Origin of the sequence: Alteromonas sp. BZK5, from assembly GCF_014349115.1 — a bacterium.
In the GTDB taxonomy this organism is placed as follows: domain Bacteria; phylum Pseudomonadota; class Gammaproteobacteria; order Enterobacterales; family Alteromonadaceae; genus Alteromonas; species Alteromonas macleodii.
Genome location: NZ_JACSOE010000013.1, coordinates 36872 through 49249, shown reverse-complemented (window position 1 = coordinate 49249; position 12378 = coordinate 36872). Strand labels below are relative to the sequence as shown.

The 12378-nt window shown below is 42.8% G+C and carries 12 protein-coding genes; 5 read left to right on the top strand and 7 right to left on the bottom strand.

Annotation, left to right across the window (positions count from 1 at the left end; all coding sequences use genetic code 11):
* Nucleotides 1-32 precede the first annotated feature (32 nt).
* The 3 genes from nrdB to BIZ39_RS05785 all read left to right on the top strand — a co-directional run bounded on the left by nrdB (nucleotide 33) and on the right by BIZ39_RS05785 (nucleotide 2300).
* Nucleotides 33-1163, top strand: a complete 1131-nt coding sequence (nrdB, locus tag BIZ39_RS05795) for a class Ia ribonucleoside-diphosphate reductase subunit beta (RefSeq protein WP_014949649.1) — start codon at nucleotides 33-35, stop codon at nucleotides 1161-1163.
* Between the two features lie 12 nt (nucleotides 1164-1175).
* Nucleotides 1176-1448: a class I ribonucleotide reductase maintenance protein YfaE gene (yfaE, locus tag BIZ39_RS05790; protein WP_014949650.1), complete on the top strand. Its 273-nt coding sequence runs from the start codon at nucleotides 1176-1178 to the stop codon at nucleotides 1446-1448.
* A 114-nt stretch (nucleotides 1449-1562) separates the two neighbouring features.
* Complete coding sequence (locus BIZ39_RS05785; protein ID WP_014949651.1) at nucleotides 1563-2300, top strand: SDR family oxidoreductase; 738 nt, start codon at nucleotides 1563-1565, stop codon at nucleotides 2298-2300.
* An 82-nt stretch (nucleotides 2301-2382) separates the two neighbouring features.
* Here the strand turns inward: BIZ39_RS05785 and BIZ39_RS05780 are convergent, their stop codons facing one another.
* Nucleotides 2383-2625, bottom strand: a complete 243-nt coding sequence (locus BIZ39_RS05780; RefSeq protein WP_014976673.1) for a DUF2164 domain-containing protein — start codon at nucleotides 2623-2625, stop codon at nucleotides 2383-2385.
* 444 nt (nucleotides 2626-3069) lie between these two features.
* Between BIZ39_RS05780 and BIZ39_RS22190 the strand changes: the two genes are divergently transcribed.
* Nucleotides 3070-3264 (top strand): hypothetical protein, encoded by a 195-nt coding sequence (locus BIZ39_RS22190; protein ID WP_262385723.1) that lies wholly within the window; start codon nucleotides 3070-3072, stop codon nucleotides 3262-3264.
* 330 nt (nucleotides 3265-3594) lie between these two features.
* Nucleotides 3595-4692, top strand: a complete 1098-nt coding sequence (locus BIZ39_RS05770; protein WP_187446563.1) for an NADH:flavin oxidoreductase — start codon at nucleotides 3595-3597, stop codon at nucleotides 4690-4692.
* A gap of 37 nt (nucleotides 4693-4729) precedes the next feature.
* Here the strand turns inward: BIZ39_RS05770 and BIZ39_RS05765 are convergent, their stop codons facing one another.
* The 6 genes from BIZ39_RS05765 to dapA all read right to left on the bottom strand — a co-directional run bounded on the left by BIZ39_RS05765 (nucleotide 4730) and on the right by dapA (nucleotide 12274).
* Complete coding sequence (locus BIZ39_RS05765; protein WP_187446562.1) at nucleotides 4730-7063, bottom strand: EAL domain-containing protein; 2334 nt, start codon at nucleotides 7061-7063, stop codon at nucleotides 4730-4732.
* A 65-nt stretch (nucleotides 7064-7128) separates the two neighbouring features.
* Nucleotides 7129-8313, bottom strand: a complete 1185-nt coding sequence (locus BIZ39_RS05760) for a diguanylate cyclase (protein ID WP_187446561.1) — start codon at nucleotides 8311-8313, stop codon at nucleotides 7129-7131.
* 170 nt (nucleotides 8314-8483) lie between these two features.
* A complete protein-coding gene (locus BIZ39_RS05755) occupies nucleotides 8484-9359 on the bottom strand; it encodes a DMT family transporter (protein WP_187446560.1) in 876 nt (291 codons plus the stop codon).
* Nucleotides 9360-9547: 188 nt separating this feature from the next.
* Complete coding sequence (purC, locus tag BIZ39_RS05750) at nucleotides 9548-10261, bottom strand: phosphoribosylaminoimidazolesuccinocarboxamide synthase (RefSeq protein WP_014949658.1); 714 nt, start codon at nucleotides 10259-10261, stop codon at nucleotides 9548-9550.
* Nucleotides 10262-10273: 12 nt separating this feature from the next.
* A complete protein-coding gene (gene bamC, locus BIZ39_RS05745; protein WP_187446559.1) occupies nucleotides 10274-11377 on the bottom strand; it encodes an outer membrane protein assembly factor BamC in 1104 nt (367 codons plus the stop codon).
* 12 nt (nucleotides 11378-11389) lie between these two features.
* Nucleotides 11390-12274 (bottom strand): 4-hydroxy-tetrahydrodipicolinate synthase, encoded by an 885-nt coding sequence (dapA, locus tag BIZ39_RS05740; protein WP_014949660.1) that lies wholly within the window; start codon nucleotides 12272-12274, stop codon nucleotides 11390-11392.
* Between the last annotated feature and the right edge of the window lie 104 nt (nucleotides 12275-12378).

Sequence of the window (12378 nt, the reverse complement as noted above, 5' to 3'; positions counted from 1 at the left end):
GCGTTAATCATTAAGTTTTTAGTTAGGCCATCATGAAATACACTACGTTTAATCAGCAAAGTACTAATCCATTGATCGAGCCGATGTTTTTCGGTAACCCCGTAAACGTTGCACGCTACGACCAGCAAAAGCATGCCATATTCGAAAAGCTTATTGAGAAGCAAATTAGCTTTTTTTGGCGCCCTGAAGAAGTTGACGTTTCTCGCGACCGTGTTGATTTCCAAAAATTGACCGACCCAGAAAAGCACATCTTTATTTCAAACCTTAAGTACCAAACCCTGTTAGATTCGGTGCAAGGCCGTAGCCCGAACATCGCGTTCTTGCCTATTATTTCATTACCAGAGTTAGAAACTTGGGTTGAAACATGGTCTTTCTTCGAGACTATTCACTCACGTTCGTATACCCATATTTTGAGAAACTTGTTCTCAGACCCAAGCGAAATATTCGAAGATATCGTAGTGAATGACGAAATTAAGCGACGTGCTGCTGATATTTCTAAATATTATGATGATCTCATTTTCGCCACTCAGCTTTGGCAGACACAGGGTGAAGGCGTACATACAGTGAATGGTGTTGCACACACTATCAACATGTATGAGCTTAAGAAGAAGCTTTACCTATGCATGAACTCGGTGAACGCACTGGAAGCAATCCGTTTCTACGTGTCTTTTGCCTGCACATTCGCTTTCGCTGAGCGGAAGCTGATGGAAGGTAATTCTAAGATTATTCGTTTGATTGCCCGTGACGAGAATCTGCACTTATCTTCAACACAGCATATCCTTAATTTGTGGGCTAAGGGTAAAGATGACCCTGAAATGGCGCAAATTGCAGAAGAATGTAAAGAAGAAGCGCGTGCTATCTTTATGAACGCCGTTGAGCAAGAAAAGCAGTGGGCTGACTACTTGTTCCAAAACGGCTCAATGATTGGTTTGAATAAAGAAATTCTTTGCCAGTACGTTGAGTACATTGCGAATCAACGTATGTCTGCTATTGGTCTAGACACCCCGTTCGAGATAAGCAGTAATCCACTTCCATGGATGAATAACTATTTGAATTCAGACAACGTGCAAGTGGCACCTCAAGAGTCTGAAATCAGCTCTTATCTTGTTGGTCAAATCGACTCTGCCGTGAGCGAAGACGACTTTGCTGATTTTGAGCTGTAAAACTACAGCTTAATGAGCAGCAACGATAAATCACTCCGCATCGACGTTGTCGATGTGGGGGCGATTATTTCCCCTTCTGATTCCACTATCTTAAACGCCCTTGAAGCAGCGGACGTTCATATTCACTACCATTGTCGTGAAGGCTTTTGTGGTGCATGCCGCACAAAGCTAATTGAAGGCGAAGTTGAGTACACCACAGATCCCCTCGCCTTCATTGACGACGATGAAATTCTTCCTTGTTGTTGCGTGGCTAAATGCCCGCTAAAAATAAAAGTACCGCTGTAAAATCTTCATTCATCGTTCTCACTATCACACTCACAGTGTTTCTGCGCGTTAGAGTAATCCACTTCAATAGTTTTACGTAGCAACTTAACACTAATCAAACGTAAGGATAATGTTATGAGTGAAGTTTCTGGAAAAGTTGTCATCATTACAGGTGCAAGTAGCGGGCTTGGAGAAGCAACGGCGAAAATGCTTGCGGATAAAGGTGCTAAATTAGTGTTGGGCGCCCGCCGTGAAGACCGTCTTAAAAAACTTGTAGATGAAATTGAATCTTCAGGTGGCCAAGCTACTTATCAAACGGTAGATGTCACGAAAAAGGATGAAGTCAAGGCGCTTGCGAAAGCGGCCATAGATGCCTATGGGCGTATTGACGTGCTCGTCAACAATGCTGGTCTTATGCCACTCGCTCCGCTTGACGAGATGAAAGTTGACGAGTGGGATCAGATGATAGATGTAAACATAAAAGGCGTTATGTATGGAGTAGCAGCTGTATTAGGACAAATGCGAGAGCAAAAAAGCGGGCATATTATCAATCTTTCCTCTGTGGCAGGTCATGTTGTGTTCCCTGGAGCAACGGTTTATTGCGCAACTAAATTCGCTGTTAAAGCAATAAGTGAAGGCATTCGCAGGGAGTCAAATGGTGAAATTCGCTCTACCAACATCTCACCTGGTGCAGTGGCGACAGAACTTACTGACCACATTTCTCACAAAGACTCAAAGCAAATGGCAGATGATATGTATGACGATGCTATCGATGCAGATGCTATTGCACGTGCAGTAACGTTTGCCATAGAGCAGCCTGGCGACGTAGACATAAACGAAATGATCATCAGACCTACCCGTCAGGAACTCTAATACAGCTCATTTCTAACGTAATGGTATTGATTGGCCATCTAATGATTAAGCCTGCAAATGCAGGCTTAATTTATTTCTGAATTTAAAGTACTTTTTCGATGGCATACAATTCTTCATCAATGACCTGTAAGCGAGATGCAACAACGGCTCTCGCGTCGTTTACGCCTTTATTATAAAACGATGCGCCCATTTCTTTACTAATGAAGTCCAGAAGAAATTCTCCGTCAAATTGACCAAGTTCCACGCTTAATTCATCATCAAAATATCGTTGCAGTTTAGAGACTAGCGCGTCTTTTTCCTCACGGGTAAATGCAATATCACTCATTGTCATCCTTCATTTGTTACTTATAAAATGTCACGTTCTTTGTGTTAGACTCAACTATCGTTTTTCTTGCTCGTTAGCAATTATAAACGTTTTAACGTTAACACGCCGCACGCCTAATTTTAGATTTTTTTAGCATGTAGACTCGGCCTGGTATGATTTTCGTATACACCTTGTAGGCTTCTCTATTTTTAATTGCTGATTGTCTAAAAACAGTTATTTTAATGCAGAGTCTACATGCCCTTTTGTTCAAAGCACTAGCGCAATAGTTTGCGTAGATAATTACATCAAAATGGGGCATCGCTTTCACGTAATTTGCGAGGTTAACAATGAAAGTTCTACCTATTATCGGAATAACAACCGTACTAGCAGCAAATAGTTTACCTGCTTGCGCCAACCCTAACCCTCATAAAGATAAATCACTCCCTCCGGGTATAGAGAAGAAGTATGAACGAACAGGTGAATTACCGCCGGGTTGGAAAAAAAAAGCTAGCCGTTGGAAATCGTTTAGATCGTGATATTTACAACCATGCCCGCATCATTGTGCCTTTGGGAGAAGACGGGTTAGTAACAGTTCGCATTGAAAACAAAGTGGTACGCCTTATTCAAGCCACAAGGGAAATTGTAGAGATTTTAGATTAAGCCTGCTCATAGCTGAAAGAGAGCTTCTGATATGGAGCTCTTAGCTCACTTTTACTTATGGCTTACTATCAACATTTGAAAATTGACTTGCCCTCACTCGACAGTAGTATCTGGAATCAACCATAGTTTTTTAGTTGGGTAGCCATCATGTTATCCCTGCAACACATCACGCAGGATATACTAGAGCCAGTTATTCTTTGTTGTACATCAAGACTCAACAATCCCCAACTTAATGACTTGTTTAACACTTCTATAATAATGGCGGCGTTTCATTTTCTATGATGAAAGTACAAACGGCCCCAATTGCAATAAAGAAATCAGGAACAAAAAATGGCAGCTAACGCACTGTTTAAGCCTTACTCAAAGGGCAACTTATCGTTAACCAACCGAATTGTTATGGCCCCCATGACTCGTCAATTTTCGCCTAACGGCGTACCTACCAACGATGTAGCTGGTTACTATAAACGCCGAGCTCAAGGTGGTACAGGTTTGATTATCACCGAGGGCACTACAGTAAACGATAAAGTCGCTACGATGGATGCAAATATCCCTCAATTCCATGGCGATGAAGCGCTAGCCGGTTGGAAAAATGTGGTAGATGAAGTTCACAGTGTCGGTGGGGAAATTATGCCTCAACTATGGCACGTGGGTATGGCGAGGGTAGCGGAAAAAGCGCCTTATCCTGAACTTCCAAGTGCAGGGCCTTCAGGTTTATTCAAACCAGGAAAACAGGGCGCTGAACCTATGACCGTTGAACACATTGAATCCGTGATTACTGCCTTTGCACAAGCAGCAGTAGATGCCAAAACTATCGGTATGGATGGAATTGAGATTCACGGTGCTCATGGTTATCTAATCGACCAGTTCTTCTGGGAAGGTACAAACCAGCGAACCGACAGTTGGGGCGGTAACATGGAAAATCGTGGACGATTTGCGGTTGAAATAATTAAAGCCATACGTGATGCAACCGGTCCCGATTTTCCGATCGTACTGCGTTATTCGCAGTGGAAACAACAAGATTACACCGCTCGTTTAGCGCACACGCCCCAAGAACTAGAACAGTTTCTTCTTCCGCTAAGTGAAGCTGGTGTAGATGTTTTTCATTGTTCTCAGCGCCGCTATTGGGAAAACGAATTTGAAGGCAGTGATTTAAACCTTGCAGGCTGGACGAAAAAATTAACTGGAAAGCCCACCATAACGGTAGGTTCAGTTGGGCTAAATGACGACTTTTTCGGCGCATTCAAAGGGCAAGATTCCGGCACTCGCTCAGTCGATGATTTACTTGAACGTTTAGACGCTGGCGAATTTGATCTGGTTGCTGTAGGAAGAGCGCTACTACAAGATCCGAACTGGGCAAACAAAATAAAAGAAAACCGCACCAACGAACTAGAGCAATACTCTGGTAAAGCGTTAGCAACGCTGTCTTAAGCCCGATTAAATTAAGCACTAGCGCGGCAAAGTTGCGCTAGTGCCTCTCCCAAAAAGACTCAAAGTCTGATTTGCTGAGCGGTTTTGCAATGAAATAACCCTGCGCATAATCACAGCCCATGCTTTTTAGAATATCGTATTGTTCTTGTGTCTCGACACCTTCCGCTACTACCTTTATTCCGAGTTTATTCGCCATCACAATAATGGCTTCGCACAGCACCTTATCATTGCTAACGTCAGTCATCGACTTCACAAAGCTCCTGTCAATCTTGATAAAGTCTGTAGGAAAGCGCTTTAAATAAGAAATAGAGCTGTAACCTGTACCAAAATCATCCAACGCGATATCAACGCCTGCTTGCCTAAACTGGAAAAGCTTCTTGGACACCATCTCATTGGCTTCCATTAATAAATTTTCCGTGACTTCAAGAAGTATAGAACGCGCAGAGATCTTCTGGTCTAAAAGCAGGTTTAACCATTGAGTTATATTAGATTCTAAATTGAAGTAGTGGCTAGGTGACGTATTAATACTCACCTGCAGCTCTTGACGGTTTTCGGCTTTCCATTGTTTGATATTGGCACAGACTTCATTAAATACCCAATTACTGATATCAATGATGAGTCCAGATTCTTCAGCAAGTGGAATAAATTCATCAGGTGTAATTCTCCCCTTCGTGGGATGCTGCCATCGAAGTAACGCTTCAGCTTTCATCACTTTCTGGCTACTGAAACATGCAATTGGCTGGTACTCAATAAACAATTCTTTGTTCTTAACTGCATAGCGCAAATCATTCAACAAGGTCATTCTCTTGATTGCTGCAGTTTGCATGTCGTGGGTATAATACTGATAGTTGTTTTTACCGAGATCTTTAGCACCGTACATCGCTTGGTCGGCATTCTTTAACAGGCCTTTGACATCTTTTGCGTCGTCCGGGTATAAGGTGACACCTAGGCTCGCGCTAGTATGCACACGTTCCAGCTCTAAACTATAAGGTTTTACGATCTCGCCAAGTAGCTTTTGTACGACCAGTTCTATAGAACTTAGGCCTTTAATGCCGTTTAGGATAATGACAAATTCGTCACCGCCTAATCGGGAAACGGTGTCATCTGAACGCAAACACTGCTTTATTCTTCTGGCGCACTCAATTAAAAGCTTATCACCTATATCGTGACCAAGCGTGTCATTAATATCTTTGAAATTATCAAGGTCCAAGAATATCACCGCTACCTTATCGCTCTCTCTATCGGCAGCCTTAATAGCTAACTGTAAGTGATCCAACATAAGGTTTCGGTTAGGAAGTCCTGTCAAAGAATCAAAGTTGGCTTGCTTCCATATAAGTTGATTCGCCAGCTCTCTTTCAATAGCGATGCTAGCGATATGCGCGAACTGTTCGATTAAGCGCATTTCGTCCGCTGTCGGTACTGCTCTTTCTCTATGATAAATTGCAAAAGTACCAATAGCGTCACCATTAGCTCCTTGTATTGGCTGTGACCAACAAGAGCATACACCAGCGCGCAATGCTAAATCTTTCCAATCGGTCCAAAACGGGTGCGTACTGATATCTTCAACAATGGTCGGTAAGTTCGTCGCGGCTGTATTTCCACATGATCCCCTGCCTACACCAAACTCAACGCCATCGATAGCGTCGTTATAAAAGTCGGGTAAAGAAGGCGCAGCACCCTTTTTCAGCTTGCCATCTTCTAATAGCAGGATACTGCAAATTTGATCTGTGTATTCGGCCTCTATAGCATTCACAATGTCGTGGAGTACGGTATGCAATGACTCTGCATTTACCACTTTCTCTAAAATAGCGCTCCTCACACGGGTGATTTTTTGTGTTTGAGCTAGCTTAAATTGGTACTCTTCCAACTGAGTTGAGAGATCATTGAATTCTTGTCGCTGTAGTTCCGACTCTACAAGTTTTGCAAGCTGCTCTAATTGCTGTATTTGAACGCAATTGAATATTTTTGGATTATTATCCGACACACATAGCGTTCCCACCGCAAACCCCTCTATCATCAGCCTAACACCCGCGTAAAAACGAATGTGAGGATGACCAACCACAAAAGGATTGCTTTTGAAGCGAGGGTCCTCTTGAGTATCTGGAACGACTAAGGTTTTGTCCTGCGCTATAGCATGGGCACAAAAGGCGACATCCCTTTCTGTTTCAGTCATATCGAGATTAATAGCCGACTTAAACCACTGCCTACTGTCATCGACAAATGTGACCGATGCGAATCTACAATCAAAAATGCTACTCGCTAGTCGAGTAATACGGTCAAAGCGCTCTTCTGGTGGGGTATCGAGCACTCTCAGTTTGTTGAGTGCGGCTAGCCTCTCATGTTCATTTACAATAGTCGGGGGTGTGCGCACAACTCACTCCTAAATCCAACACGGTCGAATTGCGCACATTGTGCAACACGCTTTCAATAGCGTGGTTAAGCCAGTTGGACATTATTTCTGCCGCTCTCTTTGGCTTTATATAATGCGTCATCGGCTTCCGATAGTGCTGACTCAATAGTGTCATGATGTTCTTTTACATAAGATACACCCGCACTAACAGTGATATCAATAAACTTCCCATTCACATCTAGAGGGTTTTTACTTATTCGATCTCTTAACTTTTCAGCTAACTTGAAGGCGCCTGCGCGGTCGGTATCAGGCAATAAAAGTACGAATTCCTCACCGCCAATGCGCGCTACGCAATCTGCATTACGCGAAGACATTTTTAAAATTTTTGCTACGTGTTTAATCGCTTTATCACCCATGTCGTGGCCGTGAGTGTCGTTGATACGTTTAAAAAAATCGATATCGATCATCACCACTGACAGCGATCGCTTGTAGCGGTGACTAGCCGCTATTGCTTGTTGGGAAACAATCTGAAATGCCCGTCGATTTAGTAAACCAGATAGGTAATCAAAATTAGCGTCTCGCTGGAGCTTAGTGGCAAAACGACTTACCTTTGCCACCATTGGACGAAATATGAAAAACGCTTCAACTATTATGGTGAGAATAATGATGCCCAACACTACGTTTTGTGCATTTCTAAGGTCGTTTACTTTTTCCAAACTCTCTTTTTCATATTGCCCAACAATGTTGTGTAACGGTGTTAGCAGGTCGCTTTCTGCGAGTTGTAAAAACATCAAACTTCCGTTAGAAAACTGGACAGCGCCAACATTACCATTTTCTGAAAGTGCGGCCCTTATCTCGCCTTCAAATAACTTTATTTTCTTATCTACATCAGAGGGAGGCATAAAATAGAGGTTATACAGTTCTTCAGAAAGTGGGCTGGGTTGACCTTTTGATAATGCTTCAAAATGTGGTGCTAGCAGAAACTGATGGTTTTGCTTCATTTTCTCAATCGCAGCTATAGAGAGTCTTTTTGATTTTTGAGCGCCAGTTTGCAAGTAATCGACCGCAAACATACTGGCTCTTTGCGAAAGCATGCGTTGCTGACCACTTACGTTAACAATTTTGCCAGTATTGTTCTGCTCTGAAATGACTTCATCTAACATGAAGTGAACAACCAGAGACAGTACCGCAATCACTGAAAGCGAAATAACATAAGTTAGCGTTAACAATCTGCCTGGATTTCTTATCGTTATTGGATCTTCTGAGTTCATAACTGCGTTCCCATTATTTAGTGATCTACTACGTTAGCACTGTTGGAAAATTCAAATATTGCTCTTTAGTCTAGAAATATGCGTTAACGCTCCCCCATTAAACTTTATAGAACTATTTCGCCACGGCGGAAAATAACGCTTTTTCTGTTTTAAACGTAGCGTATAAAACGCTATTTTTTTATAACCAAGTAGATGCCACCCAACGTAGCTATTGAAGCAACCAGGATCTGCATTGTGAGTGGCTCACCAAGCGCTATCCACCCCATCAGCGATGCTATGACAGGCACGCTCAGTTGCACTGTCGCGGCGGTGGTTGATTTGATAAGGGGAAGCGCGCTGTACCAAATAGCGTATCCGCAACCCGATGCAAACACCCCTGATGCAAGCGCGTAATAAACACCCTCGCTATCTAAGACAAAATTATCTGCGCCCACGAAGCAAACCACACCAACCAAAGGAACACAGAAAAACGCGGCATAGATAAAGTTACCCGATGTAGATAAAAGGGCTGAACTACTTTTTTTACCCAAAAGCGAATAGACGCCCCAAGCCATACCCGCCAAAACCATAACCGCGCCAGCTAAAAGAGGCGGTGCTGCCGCGCTAGGCAACAGTAAGATAACAAGGCCTAAAAATGCCAACACAAACCCCAACCACTGCCATTTTTTAAATCGCTCGCCATTGAACAACCCTACGGAAATCATAGTGAGTTGCACGGCCCCAAATAATAAAAGTGCCCCCGTTCCCGTGGACATAGAAATATAGGCATATGAAAAGCAGATAGCGTAAACGAACAACGAAATGCCACCGAGTACGCTGGCGTTGGTTTTTAGGCCATGAAAAAGGCCTTGAGAAGGCACGCTCTCACTTTTGCGACGTTGGAAATAAGAAGACAAAAGTAACAACGCTATCGCCCCGCTCGCTAAGCGTAAGATAGTAAAACTAGCTGGATCTATATCGGTGTTAGCAAGAGCCATGCGGCAAAGTAGCGAATTAGCAGCAAATGCAATCATGGCAATAGCGACCAATACAAAGGTTTTCAACAAACCGAATCTCCCTAGTTTTAAACGCAAAAATGCTCAGCAGTACACTAACTTATCCCGTAATGCATCGAAAAGTAAATGCTTAAACGCAAGAGACAATATTTTACAACGACGTAGACAGGTCAAACTGACTAAAACGAAAAAGAGGACCGAAAGGTCCTCTTTAAATTAGTTATTACTTGATGAGAGTTTTAAAGCGATAAGCCTAAGCGCTCAGCCACTTCAATATAGGTCTCGACAACAGAGCCCAAACCTTGTCTAAAGCGGTCTTTGTCCATCTTTTTACGGGTTTCTTTATCCCACAAGCGACAGCCATCTGGTGTAAACTCATCACCTAGTACGATATTGCCATCTTTGTCGACACCAAACTCTAGTTTATAGTCTACAAGCAACATACCCGCGTCATCAAAGAGTGCTTTCAAAACACTGTTAACCTTGAAGGTCAATGCTTTCATTTCAGCAATTTGCGCTTCGGTTGCCCAACCAAATGATAAAATATGGTAGTCATTTACCATTGGGTCGTGAAGTGCATCATTCTTTAAGAAAAACTCGAAAATAGGTGGGTTAAGCTCTTTGCCCTCTTCCACACCCAGTCTGCGAACTAAAGAGCCAGCAGACAAGTTTCTCACCACACACTCAACAGGGATCATGTCGAGCTTCTTAACCAAAGACTCAGTGTCAGAAACCAGCGCCTCAACTTGCGTTGCAATGCCTGCTTCTTCAAGCTTTGTCATAATAAAGTGATTAAACTTGTTGTTTACTTCACCTTTGCGTTCTAGCTGTTCAATCTTCTCACCATCAAACGCCGAAGTGTCGTTTCTAAAGTGAAGAATAAGTTTATCGCTATCATCAGTGTAATAAACAGTTTTTGCTTTACCGCGGTAAAGCTCGTCGCGTTTTTCCATTCTCAGTCTCAGTTATATATCAAGGTTATCTTCTGACATGACCTCAGCAAATGCACTGTAAAGGTCGGAAACCTGATTTGCTTCAAACGGTACACTTTCATTATTCATGAAGGTAACTGACGTGCGATCTGCACCCGCTCTTGCAACTTTCAAACGATAGTCACCTTTCTTTAGTAACTCTTTATCGCTTGAGAATAAACCATCCCACCAACTACCTTGATCACCATTGTAAGTGACAAATAATAGGCCGTTTGATTTATCTAAATCTTTAACGTCAAAACCAAGCTTACGCAGTACTAACAGCATTCTTGGCCACGCTACATCATACTTAGCTTCTACGATATACGCCGCATCACCATCGGCATTAAAGCCCATCTCGGTATTGATACCCTGACGGATACGAGCAATTCTTCGTGTCTCTGCTAGCTGAATTTGGTACTCATAGTGACCAACAACTTGATTCAACACCTCAACTTCTTCGCGACGTTCTTCCATTGAAGAGACTTCTGCAACCACGTCGTTACCCAATGTTTGCATATAGTCCTTTAATTCAACAGTAAGCGCAGCACTACGGCCGTGAGGTTTAACGTCTAAGCTGAATTCAAAACGTCGACCGATTTCGCTTTCTTCATCTATAAAGCTATACCAAGGACCTTCGACTTCTTTAGTTATCACCATCCAGTCAGTAACCAGTACTTTCTCTTCTGGACTAAAGCTATCTACACCAATACCTTGTTCATCTAAGAAACTTAAAAGCGAGTTCCAAATTGCTTGGCTTAGCGGCTGACTATCGTCAACCTGGTCAAACCAAATGGTTGCTGAACTCTTACCTTCCTCAATGTGAGAACCCGTAACTAACGGTAAAACTAATGCTGGCGAGCGAACCATCAACGACTTGCCCACCAAATTTGAATCGGCCTCTTGACCTAACTCAGGTAATACAAAATCACGAGAAAAAGCAGGTGCATCTAAGTCAGAAGGTACTTTTAGCGATTCTTGTTCTTTAGTTTTTAAGTATTCGTAGCTGCCAGGCGCGGTCTTTCTATCTATTTGGCTTGAACAACCTGCAAGTGCAACCATCGCTACTGAACTTGCTATAGCCAGCGTTCTTTTCATCTGTGTTCCTTATTAACCAGAAATCAATGCGTATTTTTTTAGTAGTTCTTCGATACGTTTTTGGCTTGATAGTTCCGGTAAAACCATAGGTAATCGCATAACTGCGCTTTCCATCATGCCCATTTTATACAATGCCCACTTCGGCATTACTGGATTTGGTTCAATAAATAGTTCGCTGTGAAGTAATTTAATGGTTTCATCGATATCGCGACATTTATCAAAATTATTTTCTAGCGCAGCTTCACACATTTGTGCGATTGCTTTAGGCACTATGTTAGCCGTTACGGAGATAACGCCATGACCGCCTTCACACATAAACTCGCAGCTTGAACCATCATCGCCGCTAAGTAAAACGAAGTCATCAGGAACCAAAGGCTGAGTAGCCTTAAGGCGTGCAATATTGCCAGTCGCGTCTTTAAGACCAACGATATTTTTGTGCGTTGCTAATTTAGCCACCGTTTCAGGCAGCATGTCGGCTACGGTGCGGCCTGGCACATTGTAAAGAATAACAGGTAAGTCACTAGCGTCTGCAATTGCATTAAAGTGCGCGACCATACCCGCCTGTTGAGGCTTATTGTAATAAGGTACTACGCTTAGGAAACCGTCTATACCTGTAGAGCCTAATTGCTCTGTAAGAAAAATAGCCTCTGCCGTAGAGTTTGCGCCACTGCCGGCAATAACCGGAATTGCTCCCGATGCCATAGCAACGGTTTCTTTAACCACATTGATGTGTTCATCAAAAGGTAGCGTTGCTGACTCACCAGTAGTTCCAACCGACACTATACCGTGGGTGCCCTGCTCTACATGAAACTTCACAAGTTTCTCTAAAGACTTGTAATCAATATCGCCGTTTTCGAACATCGGCGTGACGAGTGCTACGTAACTACCAGTAAACATAATCTCTCCGAAAAATGTGAGCGCACATGGTAAATATGTCGGTGCTTAAACACAAGTAATAGCGCAAGTAAAATGACAAGAATTTGACAATATCTTATTCAAAG